Here is a 25,486-nt window from a genome sequence, read left to right on the forward strand (position 1 = left end):
AACAATTGTAGCTCATCAAAAATCGATATATTCATACCAAAAACGCCATCCTTTCTGTATATTTCTACAAAAAGAATAGCATTTTTTATTATTCAGTGGAATTTTTCGTGAATAAGGCTGTCCAAAGTCCAGAGACACCAAATACTTTATTCGATTGTTTTATCTCTTTCATTCTACGTATTTCTACTTCAGAAAAATCTTTAAAGATGGCTCTAAGTTTTTTATCTGTAAAACCTAATCCACCTTTAAGACTTTGCAGTTTGTATACTTCCCAATCCGTTATGTCTGCTCCACCTAATTCTCCACCTTGAACAAAACAAGTGATTGCAAAATAACCACCTGGTTTTAAAGCCTTTTTCACCAAATCTATATAACTCATTCTTCTGTGTGGAGCAATATGGTGAAAGCATCCTGAATCATATACAATATCGTATGTACCCTCTTCAATTTGTAAGTCAAAGATATTGTTATAAATAAAATTTATATTTACATTTTTTTCTTTTGCCCGTTCGGTTGCCCATTGAATTGATTCCTGTGATAGATCTACTGCATCAACTAAGCATCCTTTTTCAGCAAAGTAAATTGCATTCCTGCCTGGACCGCATCCGAGTTCAAGAACTTTTCCTGGATTAAGTAATTTTTTCTCGAAATAATTAACTAAGTTCTCATCTGGTTTATTAGTAAAAAAGGGAACTCCTTTTTCACGATTAGAATAAAAATCATCCCAAAATTGAGTTGGTTCACGCAATAACGAATCTAACATATCCAATAAATCTTCATAACTATTAATTGTTTCTTTCATAATAACCCCTTCTTTCCAATTAAATCTTATATTCTAATTGTACTAACAATTAGAATAATTCGTGTTTCACCGGGGTTAACAATGCTTTAAATTCAAATAAGTTTGAACTCTCTACATATGCCTATTTATGCTAATTTAACACGCATAAAGGCACCTGATTTTCCTTTTATATTATTTTAAAAGTATTTACCTTACTCTTTCTGAAAATCCAACCAAACAATTAGAAATACCCTTAGCATTAGAATTTGATTTCAACTTTTCAGAATTATCATTACAATCATTGCAATAATATTACAAATGGAGTAGCTATACCTTCTCAGTGAATAAAGATGTTTCTTTGGTAATTTACATAAATTCCATTACTAGTAGTAAGAAAATAAGCACATTCCTTATTTTTGCGGAGTGACGGGTTGCACTTTTAATTCTTTGATCCCTTCTTTTAATGTAACCGCATCTGTTTTTAATGTTTTCCAACTGTCTTTAGCTGCATTCAAGTTAGGTAGTAAGAATTTAAATTTATTTTGATCAGCTTTTTCAGATGCCTTATCAATAAACCCTAGAACCGATCCATATTGACGATCTAAATCACTCCATTGGTCGTACATAAAAGTAAGAGATTTCAGAGCATTATCAATCGCGCTATGCATCTGATCAATATTATTAAAGGCAACGCCAACTACACGATTTAATGTTAGTTTATAATCTACAGTCTGACGTAATTTTGCTAATTCAGGCTCTAACCAGCCTAATTTACTTCTTGCATCACCTATCATTATACCACCAGCAATCAATGTGGGAAGAAAGGGCACTTTTACCATTGTCAATCCTTTAGATTCTATGTCTTTCTGATAGTTTACTTGTCCTAAAACTTCATTTAGACGCTTTTGATCGGCCTCAACATCAGCACCTTGGTTTTTTAAAATCGACTGCAACTGATCTTTATCGCTTCCAAATGATCTAACATCTTGTCCAATATCTTCTTTTAACTTAGTTAATTCTTGTATTAATTTTTGTGCATGCTCTTGGTTTTGTTGAATTTCACCTCGTAAATCTGTAATCCCTTTCTTTAAAGTAGCTCCATTCCCGGAATTAATCGCCTCTACTAATGTTCCGTAATGATTGTCAAATTTTGCATCATATTCAATAATGTCTGTCAATGTATCTAAAAGCTGTTTTTTTACTTGCGTATTCCATGTAACAGCATGTGCTCTAGCATTCTTTTGATCTTGTACAATTTTACCAGGTAAATCTGCATACCCATTAATAATAATTCCTTCAAAATTCACATCTGGATTATTCATTAACAAATAAGAATATTCATTCATAGATTTTGCAAATACCCCAGCATCTTGCAAAGCTTTTTTCATCTGTTCTTCATTTGCTGAAAGAAACATATCTCCATTGTTAGTTTGCACAATTTCACTTGCAAAAGTTGCTACTGGTGTGACTGCATAAGTTGTTGTAATCGTTAAAAACGTCGATACAGCGAGTAGTTTGTAAGGGATTTTTTTCATCATTTCATATTCCTCCTATGCAGGTTTTGAGTATAAGTTCTATTCTTTTTTAAAAGTGAAATTAGTTCTGTATCTTTACGAATATCATCCCAACTTTGTTTCGTAGTATTTATAGTGAAAGGCGAAGTCTTTCATCAGACTCCGCCTTTTTGGTTTATGAGGAATTAATAATTTCTATACTAAAATTTAAAGATATAATCCTTGATTCAGAACCGATATTTCCTTATTTTTGCGGAGTAGCAGGTTCCACTTTTAATTCTTTTATTCCATCTTTTATTGTGACTGCATCTTCGTGTAATGTTTTCCAAAGATCTTTAGCTGTCTTCAAGGCAGGTTTTAAGTAGCTAAATTTATTTTGATCAGCTTTTCCAGCTGCCTTATCAATCTGTCGCAGTACCCCAGCATATTGATTATCTAAATCAGTCCATTGCGAGGACATATAAGTAAGAGCATTAATCGCATTATCAATCGCCTTATGCATCTGATCAGTATTATTATACGCAACTCCAACTACACGATTTAATGTTGTTTTAGAATCTACAGTCTTACGTATTTCTGCTACATACGGCTCTAACTTGCCTAAATTATCTCTTGCTGTACCTACTATTATACCACCAATCCACCATAGGCCAAAAACGCCAACCTTCATTGTTGTAAATCCATCAGATTCTAATTTTTTATAATAGTTTACTTGCCCCAAAACTTCATCTAGACGTTTCTGATCGTCCTCAAGCCCAGCTGTTTGGGTTTTTAAAATCGAGTACAATTGTTCTTTATTGCTTCCAAATGCTCTAACATCTTGTCCAACATTATCTTTTAACTTCGTTAATTCTGCTATTAAATTTTGTGCAGTCTTTTGGTTTTGTTGAATTTCAGTTCGTAAATCTGTAATCCCTTCTTTTAAAGTATCTCCATCCCCTGTATTAATCGCATCTATCATTGTGTCATAATAATTGTCAAACGTTGTATTGTATTCGACAATGCCTGTCAATGTATCTAAAAGCTGTCCTTTTACTTGCGTATCCCATGTAACAGCATGTGCTCTAGCATTCTTTTGGTCTTGTATAATTTTACCAGGTAAATCTGGATACCCATTAATAGTAATCCCTTCAAAATTAATATCTGGATTATTAATTAATAAATAAGAATATTCATTCATAGATTTTGCAAATACTCCAGCATCTTGCAAAGCTTTTTTCATCCCGTCTGTATTTGCAGAAAGAGACGTATCTCCATTGTTAGTTTGATTAATTTCACTTGCATAAGTTGCTACTGGTGAGACTACAGAAGTTGTTGTCAAAGCTAAAAGCGCCGATGCAGCAAGTATTTTGTAAGGGATTTTATTTAGCATTTCATATTCCTCCTATATAGGTTTTGATTTTTAGTTCTTTGTTTCTTGTGTAAAAGCGATGTCTTTCGAAATGAATTCTGCATCTTTATGAATATCACTCCAACTTTGTTTAGCAGCTTTTAAATCATCAAGTATTAAAGAAAGTTTATGTTCTTGCATAGAGTCGATATTATCATGTAAATCTGTATAATTGGCCCCCATTGTATTCCATTGTTTTTGGATATTTGTTAGAGACAGTATCGCTTGATCCACTGTTTGATATAGATCTGTCAAAGTTGCTTTCGCGTTCGTAAGCGAAATAACTGCTTGGCTAGCAAGGTCGGCTTTCGTACTTAATTGTCCGATTTTGTTAGAAATTGCGTTATAGGAGTCCATATTCTTAGACGCAATGACACCAGATGCTGTTCCTAAACCGATACCAGCTGCACCGAGAGCTGTAAGACCACCAATAACAGCTGGTGTTGCTGTACCGCCAGTCACAACAATTACTACCGTTCCTGCAATGGCTGCAGCAACTAAAATGAATGCTCCCAATCCACCACCAATTGACCATGCTAATACATTGTTAAAATGCTCTGTCTGAGTAGAACGTAGCTTCTCAATTTCAGCTTGAAGTTGTGGAATCAGGGCATTATTTCCGGCTAATAGTGCCGTTAATCCACCTTGTCCATCAACATTATTTTTAAACCCTGTAGAATTGTCATACAGTTTTGCTTTGAAGTCTTGTAACATCTTAATTACTTCTGTAACTTCTTGTGAATTTGTATTAATTGTAGTGATTAAATCATTTATTCCATCTTTTAACTCTGCTTTATCTTTCTTTTGTACAGCAGCTGCCAATGTATCGTAATAATTTTTAAATTCTTCATCGTAATTTACAATATTACGTGCTGTTTTTTGAATTTTCGGCTTTGCTGTGTCTAACCAATAATTCGCATTAATTCGTGACAGTTCCTGATTAAGGTGAATGCTTTTGAGTAATTCTGCTCCTTCTGAACCTAAATCAATACCGGATAAATTTACATTCGGTTGTTTAATCATTGTTTTTGCGTACAAATCCATTACAAGAATATTAGATCCTGTTTGAGTTAATGCTTTCTTCAGCCCTTCAGACCCTAATTCATAATTCCCTACTTTTTGTTCTTGGGCAGTCTGTTCTTGTGCAAGTACATGCATAGTGTTACCGTTAGTAGCAGTTATAACTGTTGCTAGAGTGGCTACAGCTAACACTTTAAATGGAAGTTTTTTCATAACTATTCTCCTTCTCAGTTTTTTGATAGATTCTTATAATCTTCATATTATTTTTATTAAATTCTTAATATTAAAACTTATTAACTTGTTCTCCAAGGTAACTTGTTACATTTTTTAATTGTCTTAATGTATCTTTTTGAGACTGCTGGTCAGTTGTATCAACATTAGTAGATAATTTTGTAATATTATTTTTGATTAGATTCAAATCTTCTTTATAGCGTTTTAGTAGGTCAAGTTCTACATCTACTTGATTTGCAAATGTATGTAAATCATTTTGCGTAATAAGAAGCATTGATTTTTGTAAATCTGCTACTGTTAGGTTTTTTGTTAACTCATAAAACTTTTGGTTTTGTGTCTCTAAATCATCTAAATGTGCTCGTTGCTCTGCTGTTAGTTTATTTACTTCAGCAAAGGCACTATATGTTTTTTTAATTTGTTTAGGGTCAATAACTTTCGTAAGGTCATACTCTTTCGTTTTTGCAACTGCAGCTGCAGCTATTTCAGCTTGTTTACTTTTCTCAATTGCTTCACGAGCTGCTTTTTTAGCCGATTCAATCTCTAGAGCAGATTTACCTTTTTCTGTCGCTTCTTGCTCTGCTTTTTTCTCTGCTTCTAAAATAGAGTTGTTAATTTCTTTTCCTTTGTTATACGCTGCTACCGCTGTTTGAGCAGCAGGTTCAATGATATTTTTTGAAAGATCATAGACTTCTTTGAATATAACAAACCCTTGTTCATTTAAAGCTCCTGGTAACAATGCGATTTGTTGTAAATCATTTTGAATTGATTTTTGGGTATTTAGTAATTCATTTTTTAGCTGGTCGATTTTCCCTGTTCCATCTGAACTTAGGGCAACCTGCGCTTTTGTCACATCAGTATCGAGATCTTTAAGTTTTTTATCAAGCTGTAATTTAAGATCTGTTAATTCATTAATCTGACGTTGCACGTTTTCTTGGTTTGTCGTAGCTTTATCTTGAAGAACTTCTAGTCTATCCACAAACCCTTCTTTATCTTCTTTATTGTCTACAAACCCTTTTAATGCTGAGTAATAGCTATTAAATTGAGTTACAAATCCTTTACTTTTTGCATTTAATAGAATTAATTTTGGATAAAGTTCCGATGACCATTCGTTCATATCTTTCTTGATTAGGGATTGGTTCGTATTTAAAGCTGGGACTTCCTCTAGCTGTACATTAGGACTCATTAAAGCTTGATCTATATATGTTTGGATTAATTTAGATTGTGCACCTAATTTTCGTAATGATGAGGAAATATCCGTATTCTCTTGTTGCGTTTCTGCCTGAACGATAGGCGTTGCGAGAGTATTGATAGGAATAACTGCCCCAGTAACAATTGATGTTATTAGAAATCCTTTAATTATTTTATTTTTCATTCCGTACACCTCTTTACTATTGTCTTTTTACAATCTTATTCATACATCTTGAACGACCAAGCGCTAGGCTCTCTCCTTGCATACACTTGAGGATGGAGAATTCTTTCGGATAGAGTGTTAAACTCTGGTTATTATTTACTTCTCATAGAATGTAAGGACCTTACTTCCCCCTCATTTAAACACTATGTTTTTAATAAGTAAACAACAAAATTTTATTATTTGTATTTAACAATTCAGATATTTTATATTCATAATAGAAAAAAATTATATTAAAAAAAGTTAAATATTGTTAATCACTTCACTAAGTGAAATAATTATACTATGATAATTAAACCTACAATATAGTGATTTTCATTAATCTATATTAATCTCTTACTAGAAAATGTTTTTAATATAATTTAATGGTACTTCATATGCAATTTCACTTTATTTGGAAATGCAAAATTACATATAAATATAGTCATATCAACAATAAATAACTCATACTATTATTATCTTATGAATAGTAATTTGATTTTCCATAAATATTACAGGGGAAATTTTCTTCTAGGGGTTCAGCCGAGATATACACATTACCTTAACTAAGAAAATTAAAAAACGAATTTAAAGGGGCCCTTACGTTGAATACATGTACTCAACGTAAAGGCGGATTATGTAAAATGACAATAAAGTTATTTAATGTAGTGTAGTGCTATCCTAAGGGGAAGTAAAAAATCCCTCTTAGTAATAGCACTATTTTTATACCGTAAACAGTTGTTTTTTATCTTTTAAAACACTTACAGAAAATTAGTTTTTTAAGTCTTAACGGGGGCCCGCCCCATGAAGAAGATCAAAAAAAGACAATAGTCCGAATATCGACAAGTTAATAGGAAAACTAGAACAGAAATCGAACACAAATAAATGTAATCACTTGTTTACAAAAAGTAATTTATTGATTACAATAAATGTAAGCAAGTGATTACATTGGAGGTATTTATTTTTGATCAAAAATCGAATTAAGATTTTAAGAGCAGAAAGAAATTGGACACAGGAAACTTTGGCAGAAAAAGTTGGTATTTCAAGACAAGCTGTAATATCAATAGAAAAATATAAATACACGCCTTCTCTTGAACTTGCATTTAAAATAGCAAAAGCATTGGATGTAAGTATAGTAGATGTATTTTTATTTGAGGAGGAGGAAGAACAATGACTATTAATTTTTTTGGTTTAGCTGTAATGATTATTTTAGGATTTTTCGTATGGAAAAACGATCACATAAGAAGAGAGCGGCAAACATCTTACAAAAATGATGAAAGATGGCAACTGATTTTGATTAAAGCGAATAATGTTACTATCAAATTCTATAAATTAATTTCGTTGTTAGTTTTATTAGGCTTTTTTCTTGGAACAGTAGTTGACATAAACATTAAAGTTGCATTATCCAATACTTTACTTATTATAGCTTTGGTTATAATGTCACGGCATATAGTAGAGTATTTTGCTATAAAATATTACGACAAAAGAATATAGTTTATCGTGAAATGAGAAGGAATGAACAAACTCAAAATTTATAAAAGGGGGCCCGCCCCATCGCTATCAAGCTAACAAAGCAAAATACCCCCTAATCGGAGCCGAATCTCTCTTATAGTTAGGAAATTCGGCTCATTTTATGTCCACATCTGTTTCAATTAATTCAACATCGTTAGATGTTGAATCCCCCGCAAGCTTTAATGCTTCTTGAAAAAACTTCTCCGAGTTGACATTTTTAGTTCTTTTGTCATAAACAGAATCCCAAGGAATACCTGTTGCTTGTACGTGTTTTACAGGGTCATATTTTTGCCCCGTTTTAAGAATCATATAAAGGATTTTGGCAATCTTTCCACACATATGCCCAATTGCTGTTTTTCCATTCATTTTACGCTCTACAAGACGATGATAATAGGAGCTGAATACGGACGGTTGCTTTTTCATCGCAATGATAATCATCGCCATTTGAAAGAGAACGCGACGTGCATCTCGAACGCCACTAAAGGTCATTCTCGTACCCTTTACTGATGTCCCTGATTGTTTATTTTCAGCCGAAACACCAAGATATTTTTTGAACTCTTTATATGTATTAAATCGTTCAACATCACCAATGGCTCCGATAAGGGTACAAGCCCAATTATCGCTCATGAAAGGGAAAGAGTATAATAACTCTGTATAAGGGTGAGGTTTAATACCTTTACTTGTATTTCCGTGAAGTAGTTCTTGGATGTGATTGTCAATCCCTTTAATACTTTCTTCAATTCGTAACGCTTCTTCAATTACCCAATTTTGCCTTCCAACTAAATGAGGGACATCAATTGTTATAGACTTTGCTGTTACGTCTGCTAGTGCCTTAGACGCCTTCGTAGCTATTCGCTTTGCCCCAGATTCAATCATTATTTCCTCGATCTGTATGAAATAAGGTAATCCGATTTAAGTTTGTTTTCACCGTTGCGAAAGCTTGTGAAACAAGCTCGGCATCTTTCTTTTGGCCTGCGCTATGGCCTATGATTTCTCGATTAAAGAGATCGACTAATAAACATACGTAATTCCACTTTTTGTTCACACGGACGTATGTTCAATCACTTACGACTACAGCCAGCTCTTCTTGTTGGTTGAACTGACGATTGAGTTCGTTTGAAATGTTTTCTTCGTTACAGCTAACTCTCTTCGACTTAAATTGTGCAATCGTATAGTTCGATACTAAACCTTGGTTCTGCATGATTCGCCCAATACGGCGACGTGAAATCACATATCCTACCTTTTTTAGTTCTACTTTTATCTTTCGTGTTCCATAGTTCTGACGGCTCTCTCGGAAGATTTCTTTCACGAGTGGTGACAATTCATTTACTGTATCTTGTGCTTGTTTGGCTTCATAATAATACGTTGCTCTTGATAATTGTAGGACATTGCACATTGCTGATATTGAGTATTTATGTAGGTTATTCTTCACTACTTTTACTTTCGTCCTAGTATCAGCGCTGCTTGCTTTAAAATATCATTTTCCATAAGAAGTTGTTTGTTTTGTTTTCTCAACGCTTCCAACTCTAGTTGTTCAGCGGTCTTATTATCTTTCTCTTTAAACGAGCCAGACGTATGACTTTGATTAATCCACCGATCCAATGATGATGGTGTTAATCCATATTCCTTAATGATGTCTTTCCTTAGTTTACCATTCTGATACAGTTGAACCATTTGGTGCTTAAATTCCGCTGTAAAGGTTCTTCTTTCTCTTTTATTGTTCGTCATAGTAGATTCTCCTCAAATATATTAGTTGTAGTCTACTTGACCTTAATTTTTTTGTCTAGTTCAGTGTAGCCTATCCATTTACTAATGTTTCGCTTCCAGTTGCCTTACACTCAAAATATGAAAACTTCGTCGATACTGTAAAAGACAATTATAAATAATAAAATAATTGAAAAAAGAGAGTCCCTTTTCCCAAAAAGGCACTCTCTTTTTTCAATTAGATAGTTTCTCCATGATCTAAACAAAGTAGATTAGCTTTAGCTGATGGCTCTTTAATAGATTGATTAGCAACACCAAAAGATAAAATCCCTGTAAAAATCATTACAGTTAAAAGTACTTTTTTCATTATTTTTAGGCTCCCTTCTCCAAATCTTTTTTGTCAGCATCTAGGGCAGTGTGCAAGAATCTACTGGCTTTTTCATAATTGTTTAGGTCATAGAATTTATTTCCAAGAATTGAAGCATATTCTTTTACATGACCCCATAGATTTTCTTTCTTGAAGTAATATATTCCTGTCATAATGACTTTCTCTAGTTCCTCAATCTCTGCTCCCTTATTCAGTTCTCTTAAGATAGCAAAATGGCACTTATATTCTTTAAGTTTTGTAAGGTTATATCCTTGTTCAATTAGATCTGCAGCAAGAAAATTTTTTCCTAACTTATAGTATTCCCTAGCTAATAAAAACATAGTTTTAGGGTTATTTTTTAAAGAATCCTTTAAATACTTAATCGCTAACTCTGAAAGGTTTTGATCAGCATATAATAATCCTAAATTATGTTTCACTTTAGCTATTAGTTGTTCTTCGCCATATTTTTCAAATATTCTAAGAGCTGAAATGAAATTTTCCTCAGCAATTTCATACAGCCTAAGTTTAGTACAAGCAAGTCCTATGGTGTTTTGACAGGAAGCAACTTTCATTTCATATCCTGTATGCTTTGAAAATACCTCTTTTGCCTTATTAGCATATTTAGCAGCCAACAACGGGTTTAAGGATTGATAATGGAATACTGCAAACATGCAATCAAATTCAGCCTTTTCTAATTCATCTGGAATAGTTGCTAAGAGTTTTTCAGCCTTCTCATATTGTTCTTTAGCTTCATTATGATTTCCAACTGAAATTGCATAAATAGCTTTGAAGAAATGATAATAATATTTCAAAAATGTTTCGGTTTGTTCTGGAAATGGAGCAATCTTTTCTAGACAGTCTTTAGAACCATCTATATCACAAACCAGTAAATTATATCTAAAGTTAAGTAGGGAATAATAGATAGAGATATTAGAGTCTTCTTCAATACTATGAATATTTCTATCAATCTCTTCTTTTAAGTGTTTAGCTTTTATTATATGTTGAGAAATAATTGCATTATACCAACTGCTTAATAATGTTATTATTTCTTCTTTTGCTATTATATGTGTATCCATAATATTCCTCATCCTATTATATTAATATTATAACAAAAACAAATTTTCCGGCATTTTATTCTAACTTTCCATAATGTTGTCGAAACAATGGCAGAACCTGGCCTATCTCTTGCTTATACAAATTATGTGTTGAGTTCATCAATACGGATAAGAACTATATTTTTCACTTACTTAATTTTTGCTGCATCAAAAGCTTTTTGAACTGCTTGAACCTCAGTTGAGTTCGCCCCATATTTATTTGCTGCAACTCGAAGGCATGCCGATCTCAATTCAGAGAAACCAGAAGTCATGTTTAATTCATCAGTGTTTGCATAATGGAAAATATCAAACATTTTATCCTCGCCAATACCTTTTACAGTTACACTGTTATGAGTGCCACCTTTTGCAATTAAATACGCAACTTTATTAATAATACTTGAGTTGAAATGAACACCTCCATTATCCCATCCATTAAAATCGTTAAATTCACTATAATCATCTGGATACGGTACTCCAGTTGAAGAAGGAACTGAAGATGGATTTGCCATATCACGGAAAACTGATCCAGTTTGTTCTCCCATTGTCCAGTTGAATTTCCCATTGTTTATATATTTCTCAATAGCTGTTCCCATAATATCAGATAACGCCTCGTTAATCGCACCAGATTCTCCGGAATATTCAAGGTTGGATTCGCTAGATGTAACCGCATGTGTAAATTCATGTCCTGCTACGTCAAATGCCTTTACAATAGGATCTCCATATACAAGCATGCTACCATTATTAGCACTGAATGCATTCTGCCAATTCTTCGGATCATTTGTATCTCCAGAATCCCAGGCATGTACAACTGAAACTACTTTTTGTCCCTTATTATCAAAACTATTACGCTTGTATTTATCTTTATAAAAATCATATACCTTTGTTGCTAAGAAATGAGCACTTACCGCTTTTGGATCATTAAATGTTGTTGAAGTGCTAGTTGCTAGTGTACCAGGGTAATAGCTTTCCTCTTTAGTAATATCTCTGTAATTCACATCATACGTTTCAATTCCTTGCCCTCTAGTGTAATCAGCAAGTGCATATTTCCCATTACTTTGTTTAGAAATACCAAATGTACGAGATGTACCTAAATCATCTTTTCCTGTTCCAGTTAATGATGTAAGATTGCTTTTTCTACTTTCCTTTAAGGCTCCAACAAGCTTTTCACTTGCTTTTAAATCTGATTCTTGTACCATATTTTTTAACATATCACCATTATGAGCATTCACTAAATAGGTTCCAGATACATAGTTCGGTGTTGCAGCAGCAAATGTAACTTGGTATGCATTGCTGGCTTGTCCATTATTTTCATCAACAAAAATAACTTCCTTTACTTCTGGCTCAGAAATAAACCTGATATCATTGCCGTACTTCGTATAAATATATTGTTTCGCTTCTTCTTGTGATAGATTAATAGACTTCTTTAAATCTTCTTGTTTTAAATTTTGCGCGCTATCTCCTGAAACACTTTTAATAACACCCTTTTTATCTACGTGTGCAGTCAATTGATGCCCATATACTTCTTTTCCTTCATATGTTTGTTGCATACGCACAAGTGTAGTTCCATCATAAGAACCACGCTTTTGAAGAACCTTATAATCTACTCCCGTTTCTCCATTAACTTGTTTTGGAGACAAAGCTTGCTCTGTCTTCTCCTTAAGAGCATCTTTTACTACATTTTCTGGTGCCTTTTGTGATGGTCGTGTAAGTTCACCTGTACGAAACGAATCCTCTTGCATTTGAACTTGTAGTTGATCTGTTTCCTCTGCATGACCTAGTCCATATGGTGTTACAGTTGTTAAAGCTATTCCTGTTGTTAATGCAACTGTAGCTAATGTTTTTTTATTTTTCATGTTTTTCACCTCGTATAATTTTCTGAAATATTAAACTTGTAAAAAGTATACTGTCTATTCTTGTCAAAAAAAAGAGAAAATGCCGAATTTATGTAACATTATGCAAAATTACATAATTTAATGTCGATAATCCGTTATTTAAATTCCATTATTCTAGAAAAAATTAATGTTTATAATGAATGAGATATTCTAAAGGAAAACGGTTGAAGAAGGTAATTCTTTTAGTAGCCGGTTACGTGGGCTAAGAATATATATTCGAGAAGAGAGATTATACTTCATACAGTGTTCTTATCTCTTTTTTACTTTATATGATGGCAGAATGGATTGTGGAGGAAACAAATCAGGAATCGTATTTCAACAGAGTTTATACATGAAGAGATCAAAGTTTTTACTCAAGACATACTAAAAACTGCTCCTATTAATAAACATAGGCTGTGGAGAAAGTCTTCTCCACAGCCTATGTTTATTCCTGAACCGCTTAAAAAAATATTCACTATAGGAGATAGCACTCATAGCCGTTAGGTTAAGAAATTCATTATTCTCTAAAACTAAAAAAATACGCTGAATTCTCAAAAGAACTAACTGTAGAGAAAGAAAATTTTCGTTTTTAGGGTATTTAATTTCGTTAGGTTGATGACGATGGGGTGCTACCTCATTACTTGAAAATCCTCTTGAAACATCTATTATTTACTTTCATAAAACTCTTCTTGTATTCCTTGAATTAAAGGTGATGCTTCCCCAGAATAGAAAATTCGCAAATCATGGAGAGATCTTGTACATCCAACATATAATAATTTTGCATCATGCTTTGTACCTTTATAATGTACTTCATCAACATCGACAAGAAGTACCGCATCAAATTCTAATCCTTTTGCTAAATACACAGGTACAACTGAAATACCACCCTCATATTTACTTTGGTTTGCTTCGATGACGTTAGCAGTGATTCCTGTAGCTGTTAACTTTTCATATATATCACGACATTCATCATCTGTTCTTCCTATAACAGCAATCGTCTTCACATTTTCATTCTGCATATGTTGTAGAGTCTTTACAATTGCAGCAAATTGATTGTCCGTAGAAATAACCTTTACTTTCTCACCACTACGGAAAACAGGGGTTGCGAGTCCTACTGGAATTTCAGCATTTTTAATGACTTCATTTGCAAATTCAATAATTTCTTTTGTAGAACGATAACTCCTCGTCAGTTCATAATAACCGGTTTCTTGAAATACTTCTTTAAAGTCATTCCAGTCTTCAATCCCTTGATAATCATATATTGCTTGCGATAAATCACCTAAAATCGTAAACGAGTTACCCATTGTAATTTCTTTTAGTATATAAATTTGGAATGGTGAAAAATCTTGCGCTTCATCTATAACAACATGGTGGAATTTTTGCCCGATTTCGATACCTGCTAATCGATGGTGAATATGAATAAGAGGTGCTAAATCTTCTACATACACTTCTTTTTTACGACAATTTTTTTCTGTTTCCTGAACAAGTTCTTCAGGCAAAACTTCCAATACTTCTTTTTGCTTCATCATCGAACTATAAAATGATAACGGGCTCATTTTAGGCCAAAATTTCATATAGGCATTTAATCTCTTTGTAGCTTCTTTTTTTAATGCTTTTTTCTCATTTGTTCCTTCAAACTTTTTAAGTTCAATCTCAATCCAGCGCTTTATTCGGCCGACTAATCTTTCTCTACGCTTCTTTAATGGATAGTGCTTATATTCCACTTGCATCCATTTTCTAATTTCTTCTACTGTAATAGATGCTTTATCCCATGCCTCAAAATCTTTTGTTGGCAATAAATTCTTTTCAAATTGAACAATATTTTCTTCAATAAATGACTTGAATTTCATCGTTCCTTTTAATTTACCGAGCATAACCTTTTTATCATCGCGATTTATCGAAAAAGCTTCTTTCAACTTTTCGTCAGTATCTTTCAATTTCACCGCATCATCTAATGTATTTAGCGCCCAATCTTGAAATGTTGTTTGCCTAATATTTCCTACACCAAGTTCAGGAAGTACACTAGAAATATAATCTAAAAACAAACTGTTTGGAGCGAATACAATCATTCTCTCTGCCTCTAGCTGCTCGCGATATTCATAAATTAAAAAAGCAAGGCGATGTAAAGCGATTGTTGTTTTTCCGCTTCCTGCAACCCCTTGAATTAATAATGGCATATTTTTCTCTGCACGAATAATATCATTTTGTTCAGATTGTATCGTCGAAACGATATCTTTTAATTTATTATCCTTATTTTCACCTAATCGATATAGAAGAAAATCATCTGCAAGAGATACATCTTCACTTCCTTTTACATATGTATCAACAACACGTTCCAGTTCTCTTTTGCGAATAGCAATGTTCCTTTTTAAATACACATCGCCCTCTACTAAGCCATCTGGTGAATGATAAAAAGCCGGTTCTTCACCACCAGTAAATGAATAAAACATACTAGCAACGGGTGCGCGCCAGTCAATAACAATTGGTTTCATCGTTTCTTCATCAGACACACCTACTTTACCAATATAAATCGGGTTTGGTTCTGGCTGTCCATCCTCCTGAAAATCCAATCGCCCAAAGTATGGTTCTTGCACACCAATACGTAGGTTTTGCCGATTTGACTCCCTCATACTTTCAAGAATTTGCTCTTTAAAATCCTCTCCATAATAAACTGGAATTTTTTCCAGTTTATCTAGTTGTTCATCCATTGTAGATAAAGTTTTTTTCATCCGCTGGAATTCTTCTTCAAATATAGTACTCATAATGCTGATTCCCTCCTGTCCGTTCGAATTTTTCAGTCGAGATACAATTGTATAAAAAATACATTTATAAAGTCAATAGTTCGAGCGGGAATTTTCTAAAATATAAGAATACAAGAAGTAATCCCGCCTTTTTTCACTATTCATTATTTAATTTTTTTCTCTTATACGATAAACATTCGTACAAAAATGTTCATTGATAAAATAGATAAAGGCATAAATAAAACCCCTCTAATTTTCCGAATCATTCCACCTACGGCTGATTTCTAAACCATAATCCATATCATAAACTTCTTTTATAGCTTTAACCTTTTCAAGACTCTCTTGGCTAAATACAGGTTTGTTTTCAAAAGCGTGAAGAACTATTCTTTCAAGAAAAACGCCTAGTGAAATATCATGATACTCTGCCATCGCTTTCAAAACTTTTACTATACACGTATATATCAGAAGAATAAAGAGCCTGAATACTTTCAAAATGGAACCATACTTCCCTTATCGATTCAATTTCGATAACTCGCCCAATCACCAGTAATTATTAGTCTCTGTAACATCCCGTCATTTTGTGCAATATAGACATATGCCCCTATACTTCTATCCCCAAAATAGATGGTCTGTGTAATCCGATCATATAAATCTTTTTCTGGATTACCTGTATATTCTTCAAGTTCATCTAACTTTTTTAAAATCTCATCATCTACTTCATACACTTCTCCATGTACTTTATCCTCTTTTGTACAAATCATTGCAGGATAACCTTCATTTGTATCAAATAGTTTCCCATGAGTCCATGCTTCTTCAGCTATACATGTTGCCCCATGTAAATAATGGGCATTTGCTTGTTGTTTTCTTAAAGTGCCATAAACAAAAACATAGTGCATTTCCCTGTCCCCTTAATACTTCTCTATTTTCTTATTTGTAAATAAGCACGAATCATAAAGTAACTCACTTCATCTGGAAGTTGTTCTTTAATAGATTTTAATCCGCCTTCTGCATGTTGTACTGCTGATTCAATAAGAGATTCGTATTCTGGTGGAACGAAACTTGGCCAATCTACTTCCATTCCTTCTTCATAACAACGAATTAAATGATTTTCAACCGTTTGACGTGATAAGCCTCGTTCTTTGGCAATTGTACTTAACTCAGTTCCCTGTTTATACATTTCATACGTTTCTAAGTGAGAATTTGCTGATGCTTTTCCAGATTTCTTACGTTCCGTAACAACTTCTGTTTTCATCGTTTCAGCGTAATCTGGGTTTTGCTCCATAAAATGAATAACTGCTTGTAAGAAGTGAGAACCATACTTCGCAAGTTTATGCTCCCCAATCCCTTTTACTTGTAGTAACTCATTTTCACTTTGTGGCATTTTCGCACACATATCTTTTAACGTTTGATCAGAGAAAATAACAAACGGTGGTACGCCTTCTCCTTGTGCAATTTCTTTCCGCACTTCACGTAATATCTCAAACAGTGGATGGTCCCCTACAATCTGTCTTGTTTCTACTCTTTCTTTCCGTAACACATTTTCATTTCCGAGTAATACTTCTTTCCCTTTGGCTGTCACTTTTAAGGTTGGATACGTCCCGTGTTCCACCGCAATTAATTCTTCTGAAATTAAAAACTCAATAAACTCACTTACTTCTTTTACGCTACGATTCGATAAAAGACCGTAAGTTGGTAATGTATGAAAATTAAATTCAATTACTTTTTTATTTTTTGATCCCGTTAATACTTGTGCAATCATTTGCTTTCCAAATCGCTGGTTTGTTCGAATCATACACGATAAGACCATTTGCGATTCTCTCGTAACGTCGACGCTCTCACGTTCATCCGTACAATTCCCGCAGCGTCCACAATCTTCTTTCGGCTCTTCTCCAAAGTACTCTAGAATAAATGATTGTAAACATTGTTCTGTATGGCAGTAATCGGTCATATGTTGCAGTTTTTCAAGTTCATTTGAGAAACGTGATTCCCCAGTAGATTGATCAATTAAAAAACGCTGCACTTGTACATCCTGAGAAGAATATAACAAAATACATTCACTATCTAATCCATCACGACCAGCACGTCCTGCTTCTTGATAATAACTTTCCATATTTTTCGGGAGTTGATAATGAATCACATAACGAATATTTGATTTATCTATCCCCATACCAAATGCAGATGTCGCTACCATAACACTCACTTCATCACGTAAAAATCGCTCTTGCTGTTCATTTCGATCATGATCATTCATTCCAGCATGATAACGTGCAACTGAAACGCCTGCTTTATATAAATCTTCATACAACTGATCAACAACTTTTCTTGTCGCTGCATAAATAATTCCAGATTCCTTTTTATTTTGACGAATATAATCCGCTAAATATGCATTTCGGTCCTGTCCTTTGATTACCGAGAACGATAAATTTTCCCGTTCAAACGTTGTCATAATTGTATTCTTTTGATCAATTTCTAGCACACGACAAATATCTTCACGCACTTGCGGTGTTGCAGTCGCAGTTAACGCAAGTACAAGTGGTTTTTCTGGAAGATAGTCCAATATACGATGTATATGTAAATAACTTGGACGGAAATCATGTCCCCACTGCGAAATACAGTGAGCTTCGTCAATTGCGATCATCGGTATCTTCATATCAATTAATTGATCTACAAATTCCATTGAATCAAGACGCTCCGGCGCCACATATAACAACTTATAATGACCTTGTTTCGCTAATTGGATTCGTTGATTTGCTTCTGTAATTGAAATAGAACTATTAATATATGTAGCTGAAATCCCGTTTTGTACTAATGTATCTACTTGATCTTTCATAAGTGAGATCAAAGGTGAGATAACTAATGTCGTCCCCTCAAATACTAGTGCTGGAATTTGATAACAAATTGATTTGCCACCGCCTGTTGGCATAATACAAACTGTATCTTTTCCAGCCAATACATTTTTAATTGTTTCATCCTGCCCTCTACGGAATGACGAGTAGCCAAAATAGGAAGCTAAAAGTTCTTGTGCTTTTGTAAACAAAAAAGATTCACCTGCTTTTCTTAGTCTTTCATCTATTAATATTATATCATTAGTTAAAAGTCACTGTACTCTCTACTTCTTTCCATCCCCTCGCATGCTTACGAATAATTATTAAAAACTCATGTAAAGCTGGAGAAAACCATTTATTTTTATGATATACAAGTTGTGTTGCAAACTTTGCTTCATTTAAAATAACAGCTTGTAGTTTCTTGTCTTTCTGCTCTTGCTGGGCCGTAATAATTGGTAGTAAAGAAATCCCTAATCCACACATGACACATTGTTTTATCGCCTCAATACTCCAAAATTCAAATGTACTTTCATGTTGAATGCCTTGCCTTTGTAAATAATGTTCAAAAAATGCTCGGTAACTGCAACCACGTTCCGTATACAAAAACGTTTCCTCTTGAGAAAATTGGACATCTTGCGAATCTGTTTGTGTCACAGTGTAATCTTTTGGAAAAACAAACGCCATTTGCTCCATGACAAGTTGCTCAATATGTAAATCCTCTTCATGACGCTCAGTGTCTAAGAGGAAAGCAATATCTATATTTCCACTCTTTAAATCATTTCTCAATTCCCGACACGTTGAAGCTTTTAATGTAATTTTTACTTTTGGATACTTCTTTTTATATTCATGAAGAATAGATGGCAAGCGGTAAATTGTTAATGATTCTGGGGCACCAATTACAATTTTTCCAGTAATCTCATTATCCACGCTTGGGATTTGTTTTACTTTCTCAGACAAAGCAATCATTTCATTTGCATAAGGAAGTAAATGCTTTCCTACATCTGTTAACACCATTTTTTTCCCTAATCGATTGAATAAAGGCTGTCCCATTTCTTGTTCAATTGCTTGAATATGCCCTGTTACAGTAGATTGTGCATATCCTAAATAGTCGGCTGCCCGTGTATATCCTCCTAACTCAACAATTGTTTTAAATGTTTTTAAATGCCGAATCTCCATCTCAATCTCTCCATTCTAACATCGCAATTTCCGATTAATAACTTCATATATATCTATTTTACTGATAGATAAACTCGAATTACAATAGAAGAAACACAATTTTTCAAAAGGAGATGTATACATATATGAGAAAGAAAAAATTAGGACCAGTACTGCTCAGCGGTTTAATTATTGGTCCAATTTTAGGGTCTGGGATTATTTTACTTCCTCCACTTATCTACAAAACAACTGGAGATTATGCCATTATCGCTTGGCTACTTATTATGGGGATTGGTTTTCTATTTGCTTCCTTATTTGGTAAGTTAAGCATTCTCTTCCCTAATGAATCTGGGGTTGCACATGCGGTAGATCAAGCTTTTGGACCTTCTATGAAGCAATTAACTTCTATTTTCTTTATCATAGCAGGTTGTCTAGGACCTACAGCTGTTCTTATGACAGCCAGTCAATATATAGCGGCTTTATTTTCAAACTTTAAAGTTCCATTAGAGGGAATTGGTTTTCTTTTAATGAGCCTTTGTGTATTGATTTTATTATTAGATATATCATCTATTGGAAAAATATCATTTGTATTTTCAACAGCTGCAACCGTTCTTTTACTGAGCGGTGGAATTCGTTCTATCCCTCATTTTCGATCGGAACAGCTAGTTCAAACATCTTTTTCTTTTGGAGATTTTGGATATAGTATTTTATTGCTCTTTTGGGCTTTAGTAGGTTGGGAGATTATTGGGAATTACAGTATGGATGTCAAAAATCGAAAAAAAACCATCCCACAAGCAATTACGATAAGCACACTTACTGTAACGGTTGTTTGTCTTGTCGTGGCAGGCGCCACACAATGGATTGTAATTCCTAGTTCACATCAAGAAGACTTACGAATAACAGCCATATTAGCTACTTTATTTGGAGAGTTTGCTGTTCCTCTTATCGCCTTTATTACTACTGTTCTTTGCATGAGTACATATTTATTAGTTGTTGGCGGGGTCTCGCGTCTTATCGCTTCTGAAGCAAAATATATAAAGAAATTATATAAACTTTCCTATCGTACGAAATCGAATGTATCAATCTATTCTTTACTTTTATTAATCGGCATACATACCATTGTATTTATCTGTCTTTATAACGATTGCATTACAGTAGAACAAATCGTAGCCATTGCAAATGCTTTCTTTATCTGTAATGCCATTTGTGGAATCTTTGCAGCATATAAATTATTACCAGGTATCTTTAACAAAATTCTTTCTTTAAGTTTGATTGTCTGTTTTCTTATCATTCTCTCTTTCTCTTCCATCTGGATTTTAATAAGTATTGGAATACTAGTTGGTTTCTATGGGTTACAGTACTTCAAAAACAGACCAAATACTTATGAAAAGGAAATTTCAATACGATAATGAAAAGAAAAGATTCTCATTTAAACTATTTCTCACACAAATTACAGATTCATTTCCATAATATACCTGCATCAAATTAAGGGAGGTTTATTTATGAAACGCAACAATAATCTAATTGTTTTTCGCTCTTCAAATAAACAACTCAAGGTTTCTAATCGTGATGCTTGGAAATATGAATCTCTTTATAAATATCGACCTTTATTCTCGTATAGGAAGATTTTAACATCTCTTTTCAATCTCTTTTTCAAGAATACAAAACATTAATATCTTTCATACAAAGTTTCTCAACACATAACCTATGGACTTCATTCATTACAATTGATAACGTTTAATTAATCTGTTGGATTAAAGCCCCTTCTTACGACCTGCTTCTTACTTGCAGGTCTTTTTTATTCCTTCATTACTCTATGAATTGAACACAAGCATAAAAATTCGACATGTATATGGCTACCGTAAATGTCTGCTTAAAATTTTTTCTCAATACACAAAACCCTTTCCATTTGTTACGATAAAAGTACTCCAGATGGGTTATTGCTCATCAACATTATCTAGTTAAAGGGACCTGCTGCGGGAAGTAGGTCTCTTTGACTTTGTCTGAAAGGTTTCTTATAGCCCCCATACTAGACATTCATTTGGACACATTTACCAGGTTTCTTTCCAAGAAATTCATGTTAAGATTACTTTGTCGAGTTCGACATTCTCGACAATACCCTTATGAATCCCTGCAACTTCCCTTGCAGGGATTCATTTCTTTTATATTCACTTTTATTAACATCTACTTCAACTAAATTCCCTATAATTGACTCAAGAATATTTTTTATCTTCTAGAAATCCCTTAATAATATTTACAGTAATCTTTTACCATTTGCCTTACCACTTTACATTTAACATATATCGATATATTTTATTAATATCTTTTTTATTTGTAGGAGGAAACGTATTGATTAATGCACTAGGTCTCGCTTTTATTCTTTCTAATAAACCTGAAAAGAAGAAAAAAGTTTATCTTAATGATAGATTTGCACTAATAGACATTATTGAATCTAAAGATGTATATGATTCTGAAGATAACCCACTAGTAGAGCTAACATGTAAATATAGTATTTATTTGGATGAAAAATACTATTGTAAATCTCTCGAAGACTACACTGGACAAGTATTTCCTTTCCTAAGTGCAAAAATTGGAAAAGGTCTTGTCAGAAATTTAAATTATTATTTTTCATATGTTGATGTATACGATAAAAAACCACCAGTTAAAGAGATAAGAAACCTTATGAAGCAAGTAATAAACTATAACGTTTAGTATGTTCTAAATGGAAATTCTCTTAAAAATAGAAGCACCCAATTTGGGTGCTTTCCACTTATATTCTTTTGTTTTGGTTGTTGTACTAAAGACTGACAATATCTACATAACATAATTACCTCTCCTACTAACCCATTCCATGTTCAGCTGTATGCACTCGAAAATTAACATCTTTTACAACAACAAAAAATAGATCGCCCATTAACTCCTCATCTAGCTTTTTTCCTTATAGGTCTATATTTCTAACGATACATAACACCCTTATGTACAATATAAAGTGAAACTTTAATCAGTGAGAGCTTACTACCCGTTAATGCGGGATAAATCGAGTTCTTTTAACTTTTACTGAATCTCGTTATGATTTTCAACCGCCCACTTCAACCTCTGCAGCATATATCCAATCCCTTTACAGCCTTCTAACGGATAGGAAATCATTTCTTCCGGATATAACTTTGTCACTACTTTTTTATGCTTCTTGCCTGCAAGCAGGACAATTTCATCAAAGTCTAGCAAGTCTTTATCAATCATCTGTCTTTTTAATTGTTCTATACTAATAATCTCATTACTTTTCGAATTAAAAGCGAGATCATAGTTTTTTTCTACTATATCAGTTGGCAGTAAAAATCCATGTTTAGCTGATAAAATAACCCAGTGTGAAAAAAATTGCAAAGCATATGCTTGGCATGCTTTTCCGAATGGACTAATGTATACATCCTTTGCTTCTGCTGGTCCCTTATCAGGATACTGATCCCAGATTTTCTTTTTTCCACATGGAATGATGCATAGCCTTTTCATTATTACCTTTTTCCCTCTTTTCTCTTTCGATCCTATATATAATTTGTTTTATTTTTTCATTATTACTTTTAAGACATAGTAATTACTAATGAAATCATAGCATTTTTAATTCACAGATAAAAATACCAGGTTTTTCTTTTCTTCCTACCCAATTTCCATTTTTCCTAAATGAAACATTAAAATAACAGACCTTAATATCCGAAATTTTATGCTCCTAAAAACAAAAAAAGGACAAGCAGACTATATATCTGTTTGTCCTTTCCTTTTCATCCAAAATTTCTCTTATAGAGTTTGGAACGTTTCTGTTAATACAGGAACGATTTGTTTTTTACGAGATACAACACCTTTTAAAGTTGCTGTATTGTTTTCTAATGTTACGTTGTATGCTTTTTCAACAACTTGTGTCGCTTTACCGATAGCAAGACCAACAGAATCGTTAGTTAAGATATCAGTTACAACGAATAAGAATAGGTCTAAACCTTTTTCTTCTACTACTGCAGAGATTACTTTTTCTAATTCCGCTTGGTGTACAAGAATGTCGTTTGTATCAACAGCGTTTACTTGTGCGATTTCAACTTTTGCATCGCCCATTTGGAATTCTTTTGCGTCAAGAGAGATTAATTGCTCCATTGTTTTACCACTTAAATCTGCACCAGCTTTTAACATTTCTAAGCCGTAGCTTTCCGCATCAACACCAGCGATTTCCGCTAATTCACGCGCTGCAGCTACGTCTTGTTCTGTGCAAGTTGGAGATTTAAATAGTAAAGAATCTGAGATAATTGCAGATAACATTAAACCTGCAACTTCTTTACGAATTGCAACGCCGTTTTCTTTGTACATTTTGTTTAAGATTGTAGCTGTACAACCAACTGGCTCGCAACGGTAGTATAAAGGATCGCTTGTCTCAAAGTTAGCAATACGGTGATGATCGATAACTTCTAACACACGAACAGATTCGATATCGTTAGCACTTTGTTGACGTTCGTTATGGTCAACTAAAATCACGTTGTCCACTTCGTTTGCTACTGTTTCAACAAAACGCGGTCCTTCTACTTTAAAATGATCTAACGCAAATTGAGTTTCACCGCTGATTTCACCTAAACGTACAGGCTCAGCATTCATTCCTAATTCTTTTTTCAGCTCTGCATAAGCAATTGCAGAACAAATTGCATCTGTGTCTGGGTTTTTATGCCCGAAAACTAGTACTTTTTCCATGATTTCCACCTCTTCATGAAAAGGATATCTTAAAGAAGCAAATATGACAATATTTTAAACACATTTTTTATAAATAAAATAAAGGTTCTGCCCTATTTTACACAAAAAAACATCTTACTTCTCCCATATAAGAGGAAAAAAACATGAAAAACAGAATAAAATCATAAAAAGGCCATTTATTAAAAGGAGGTTGTCCATTATGCCCATTATCAAGCTTGAAAATGGTGTGAACTTATACTACGAAGAGCGCGGAGAAGGTACGCCCATTCTTTTTATTCACGGTGTCTGGATGAGCAGCCGTTTTTTTCATAAACAAATCCCTTATTTCAGTGAAAAATATCGTGCGATTTCAATTGACTTACGAAGTCACGGGCGCTCTCCCCATATTGAAACTGGACATACAATTACAAACTATGCCCATGATGTGCATGCTTTTATAGAAAGTTTATCTTTAAAAGATGTTATCTTAGTCGGTTGGTCAATGGGAGCATTTGTTATATGGGAATATATAAAGCAATTTGGAGAACAAAATATTAAAGGTTCTGTTATTGTTGATGAATTAGCATCAGATTTTAAATGGCCCGATTTCCCTATTGGTGCCTTTGATTTCCCAACACTTATTCATTTCATGAGAGAAATTCAAACAAATCAAGCCCAGTTTCTAAAGGGTTTTATCCCTCTCATGTTTAAAAACCCCCTTTCTGCAGAAGATTCAACTTGGATGCTTGAGGAAGTAACAAAAGTTCCAGCATCTATTGCGAGCGCGATTTTATTCGATCAATCTGTTGTTGATTATCGGAAAGAATTAAATGCAATTACAAAACCAACTTTACTTTGTTTCGGTAGAGAAGAAAAATTAATTCCAGTTGCTGCGGGCGAATATTTACACGCACATATTAATAACTCTCAACTCGTTATTTTCGAAAACAGCTGTCATTGTCCATTTCTAGAAGAAGCTGACCATTTTAACAATGTGCTACATTCTTTTATTCAATCACTGTCGTAACGTATTTTTCAAAGGACCTAGTTTGTCGAAACTTTAAAACTCATTTTTCAATCAAAACAAAAAGGCCATTTAAAACAATGAATGGCCTTTAAAAATCGAATAACTCCTCTATTACTTACATCATGCAACGCCTGATGTAAGTAATACAGTTCTTTCCCTAAAGGAG

18 protein-coding genes and 4 pseudogenes are annotated in these 25,486 nt (G+C 33.5%); 5 read left to right on the top strand and 17 right to left on the bottom strand.

Features of this window, described 5'->3' with window-relative positions; genetic code table 11:
• Window positions 1-88: 88 nt before the first annotated feature.
• The 5 genes and pseudogenes from ACM6HU_RS22150 to ACM6HU_RS22170 all read right to left on the bottom strand — a co-directional run bounded on the left by ACM6HU_RS22150 (window position 89) and on the right by ACM6HU_RS22170 (window position 6,308).
• Entirely contained in the window at window positions 89-802 is a 714-nt protein-coding gene (locus ACM6HU_RS22150; protein WP_016115093.1) for a class I SAM-dependent methyltransferase, read from the bottom strand.
• A gap of 425 nt (window positions 803-1,227) precedes the next feature.
• Window positions 1,228-2,319: pseudogene (locus ACM6HU_RS22155) on the bottom strand (HBL/NHE enterotoxin family protein); the annotation flags it as partial.
• Window positions 2,320-2,539: 220 nt separating this feature from the next.
• Window positions 2,540-3,667 carry an HBL/NHE enterotoxin family protein gene (locus tag ACM6HU_RS22160; RefSeq protein WP_016115095.1) on the bottom strand — a complete coding sequence of 376 codons (1,128 nt, stop codon included), beginning with the start codon at window positions 3,665-3,667 and terminating at the stop codon, window positions 2,540-2,542.
• 30 nt (window positions 3,668-3,697) lie between these two features.
• Window positions 3,698-4,918, bottom strand: a complete 1,221-nt coding sequence (locus ACM6HU_RS22165) for an HBL/NHE enterotoxin family protein (RefSeq protein WP_016115096.1) — start codon at window positions 4,916-4,918, stop codon at window positions 3,698-3,700.
• Between the two features lie 70 nt (window positions 4,919-4,988).
• Window positions 4,989-6,308: an HBL/NHE enterotoxin family protein gene (locus tag ACM6HU_RS22170; protein WP_077294711.1), complete on the bottom strand. Its 1,320-nt coding sequence runs from the start codon at window positions 6,306-6,308 to the stop codon at window positions 4,989-4,991.
• 979 nt (window positions 6,309-7,287) lie between these two features.
• On the opposite strand from ACM6HU_RS22170, the gene ACM6HU_RS22175 reads away from it, so the two are divergent.
• Both ACM6HU_RS22175 and ACM6HU_RS22180 read left to right on the top strand, forming a co-directional pair.
• Window positions 7,288-7,497 carry a helix-turn-helix transcriptional regulator gene (locus ACM6HU_RS22175; protein WP_016115098.1) on the top strand — a complete coding sequence of 70 codons (210 nt, stop codon included), beginning with the start codon at window positions 7,288-7,290 and terminating at the stop codon, window positions 7,495-7,497.
• Entirely contained in the window at window positions 7,494-7,817 is a 324-nt protein-coding gene (locus ACM6HU_RS22180) for a hypothetical protein (protein WP_016115099.1), read from the top strand. The genes ACM6HU_RS22175 and ACM6HU_RS22180 overlap by 4 nt, the downstream gene beginning before the upstream one ends.
• A 132-nt stretch (window positions 7,818-7,949) precedes the next feature.
• Here ACM6HU_RS22180 and ACM6HU_RS22185 read toward each other — a convergent pair.
• The 10 genes and pseudogenes from ACM6HU_RS22185 to ACM6HU_RS22230 all read right to left on the bottom strand — a co-directional run.
• Window positions 7,950-8,714: pseudogene (locus ACM6HU_RS22185) on the bottom strand (transposase); the annotation flags it as partial.
• A pseudogene (locus ACM6HU_RS22190) lies at window positions 8,713-9,563 on the bottom strand (IS3 family transposase); the annotation flags it as partial. The pseudogenes ACM6HU_RS22190 and ACM6HU_RS22185, both read right to left, overlap by 2 nt.
• Window positions 9,564-9,777: 214 nt before the next feature.
• On the bottom strand, window positions 9,778-9,906 hold the full coding sequence (locus ACM6HU_RS22195) for a hypothetical protein (protein WP_003197979.1): 129 nt from the start codon (window positions 9,904-9,906) through the stop codon (window positions 9,778-9,780).
• Window positions 9,907-9,911: 5 nt separating this feature from the next.
• Window positions 9,912-10,982, bottom strand: a complete 1,071-nt coding sequence (locus ACM6HU_RS22200) for a Rap family tetratricopeptide repeat protein (RefSeq protein ID WP_016115103.1) — start codon at window positions 10,980-10,982, stop codon at window positions 9,912-9,914.
• Window positions 10,983-11,149: 167 nt separating this feature from the next.
• Window positions 11,150-12,853 (bottom strand): M4 family metallopeptidase, encoded by a 1,704-nt coding sequence (locus ACM6HU_RS22205; RefSeq protein ID WP_016131481.1) that lies wholly within the window; start codon window positions 12,851-12,853, stop codon window positions 11,150-11,152.
• Window positions 12,854-13,536: 683 nt separating this feature from the next.
• The gene (locus ACM6HU_RS22210) at window positions 13,537-15,633 is read right to left on the bottom strand and encodes a HelD family protein (RefSeq protein ID WP_016115106.1); all 2,097 of its coding nucleotides are present in this window, start codon (window positions 15,631-15,633) and stop codon (window positions 13,537-13,539) included.
• Window positions 15,634-15,861: 228 nt separating this feature from the next.
• Window positions 15,862-16,062, bottom strand: a pseudogene (locus ACM6HU_RS22215) (hypothetical protein); the annotation flags it as partial.
• A gap of 68 nt (window positions 16,063-16,130) precedes the next feature.
• Window positions 16,131-16,508, bottom strand: coding sequence for a gamma-glutamylcyclotransferase (locus ACM6HU_RS22220; RefSeq protein ID WP_016115107.1), 378 nt, complete (start codon window positions 16,506-16,508; stop codon window positions 16,131-16,133).
• A 23-nt stretch (window positions 16,509-16,531) separates the two neighbouring features.
• Entirely contained in the window at window positions 16,532-18,649 is a 2,118-nt protein-coding gene (gene recQ / locus ACM6HU_RS22225; protein ID WP_016132915.1) for a DNA helicase RecQ, read from the bottom strand.
• Between the two features lie 49 nt (window positions 18,650-18,698).
• Window positions 18,699-19,613, bottom strand: coding sequence for a LysR family transcriptional regulator (locus ACM6HU_RS22230; RefSeq protein WP_016115109.1), 915 nt, complete (start codon window positions 19,611-19,613; stop codon window positions 18,699-18,701).
• Window positions 19,614-19,738: 125 nt separating this feature from the next.
• Here ACM6HU_RS22230 and ACM6HU_RS22235 point away from each other — a divergent pair, with 125 nt between their 5' ends.
• Together ACM6HU_RS22235 and ACM6HU_RS22240 are read left to right on the top strand one after the other, a co-directional pair.
• On the top strand, window positions 19,739-21,001 hold the full coding sequence (locus ACM6HU_RS22235; RefSeq protein WP_016132916.1) for an APC family permease: 1,263 nt from the start codon (window positions 19,739-19,741) through the stop codon (window positions 20,999-21,001).
• Between the two features lie 940 nt (window positions 21,002-21,941).
• Window positions 21,942-22,304 (top strand): cytoplasmic protein, encoded by a 363-nt coding sequence (locus ACM6HU_RS22240; RefSeq protein WP_414848440.1) that lies wholly within the window; start codon window positions 21,942-21,944, stop codon window positions 22,302-22,304.
• Between the two features lie 342 nt (window positions 22,305-22,646).
• Here the strand turns inward: ACM6HU_RS22240 and ACM6HU_RS22245 are convergent, their stop codons facing one another.
• Both ACM6HU_RS22245 and ppaC read right to left on the bottom strand, forming a co-directional pair.
• A complete protein-coding gene (locus tag ACM6HU_RS22245; RefSeq protein WP_414848441.1) occupies window positions 22,647-23,099 on the bottom strand; it encodes a DUF6884 domain-containing protein in 453 nt (150 codons plus the stop codon).
• Between the two features lie 282 nt (window positions 23,100-23,381).
• A complete protein-coding gene (ppaC, locus tag ACM6HU_RS22250; RefSeq protein WP_016115113.1) occupies window positions 23,382-24,314 on the bottom strand; it encodes a manganese-dependent inorganic pyrophosphatase in 933 nt (310 codons plus the stop codon).
• Window positions 24,315-24,513: 199 nt separating this feature from the next.
• Between ppaC and ACM6HU_RS22255 the strand changes: the two genes are divergently transcribed.
• Window positions 24,514-25,320, top strand: a complete 807-nt coding sequence (locus tag ACM6HU_RS22255) for an alpha/beta fold hydrolase (RefSeq protein ID WP_077294154.1) — start codon at window positions 24,514-24,516, stop codon at window positions 25,318-25,320.
• The last annotated feature ends 166 nt before the right edge of the window (window positions 25,321-25,486 follow it).

Origin of the sequence: Bacillus sp. IT-79MI2 (assembly GCF_949768135.1) — a bacterium.
In the GTDB taxonomy this organism is placed as follows: Bacteria; Bacillota; Bacilli; order Bacillales; family Bacillaceae_G; genus Bacillus_A; species Bacillus_A pseudomycoides.

What these genes read in the sequence shown, in the direction of transcription:
- ACM6HU_RS22150 (WP_016115093.1), bottom strand. Translation starts at nt 802, where the DNA reads ATGAAAGAAACAATTAATAGTTATGAAGATTTATTGGATATGTTAGAT.
- ACM6HU_RS22160 (WP_016115095.1), bottom strand. Translation starts at nt 3,667, where the DNA reads ATGCTAAATAAAATCCCTTACAAAATACTTGCTGCATCGGCGCTTTTA.
- ACM6HU_RS22165 (WP_016115096.1), bottom strand. Translation starts at nt 4,918, where the DNA reads ATGAAAAAACTTCCATTTAAAGTGTTAGCTGTAGCCACTCTAGCAACA.
- ACM6HU_RS22170 (WP_077294711.1), bottom strand. Translation starts at nt 6,308, where the DNA reads ATGAAAAATAAAATAATTAAAGGATTTCTAATAACATCAATTGTTACT.
- ACM6HU_RS22180 (WP_016115099.1), top strand. Translation starts at nt 7,494, where the DNA reads ATGACTATTAATTTTTTTGGTTTAGCTGTAATGATTATTTTAGGATTT.
- ACM6HU_RS22195 (WP_003197979.1), bottom strand. Translation starts at nt 9,906, where the DNA reads ATGAAAAAAGTACTTTTAACTGTAATGATTTTTACAGGGATTTTATCT.
- ACM6HU_RS22200 (WP_016115103.1), bottom strand. Translation starts at nt 10,982, where the DNA reads ATGGATACACATATAATAGCAAAAGAAGAAATAATAACATTATTAAGC.
- ACM6HU_RS22205 (WP_016131481.1), bottom strand. Translation starts at nt 12,853, where the DNA reads ATGAAAAATAAAAAAACATTAGCTACAGTTGCATTAACAACAGGAATA.
- ACM6HU_RS22210 (WP_016115106.1), bottom strand. Translation starts at nt 15,633, where the DNA reads ATGAGTACTATATTTGAAGAAGAATTCCAGCGGATGAAAAAAACTTTA.
- ACM6HU_RS22220 (WP_016115107.1), bottom strand. Translation starts at nt 16,508, where the DNA reads ATGCACTATGTTTTTGTTTATGGCACTTTAAGAAAACAACAAGCAAAT.
- ACM6HU_RS22230 (WP_016115109.1), bottom strand. Translation starts at nt 19,613, where the DNA reads ATGGAGATTCGGCATTTAAAAACATTTAAAACAATTGTTGAGTTAGGA.
- ACM6HU_RS22235 (WP_016132916.1), top strand. Translation starts at nt 19,739, where the DNA reads ATGAGAAAGAAAAAATTAGGACCAGTACTGCTCAGCGGTTTAATTATT.
- ACM6HU_RS22245 (WP_414848441.1), bottom strand. Translation starts at nt 23,099, where the DNA reads ATGAAAAGGCTATGCATCATTCCATGTGGAAAAAAGAAAATCTGGGAT.
- ppaC (WP_016115113.1), bottom strand. Translation starts at nt 24,314, where the DNA reads ATGGAAAAAGTACTAGTTTTCGGGCATAAAAACCCAGACACAGATGCA.
- ACM6HU_RS22255 (WP_077294154.1), top strand. Translation starts at nt 24,514, where the DNA reads ATGCCCATTATCAAGCTTGAAAATGGTGTGAACTTATACTACGAAGAG.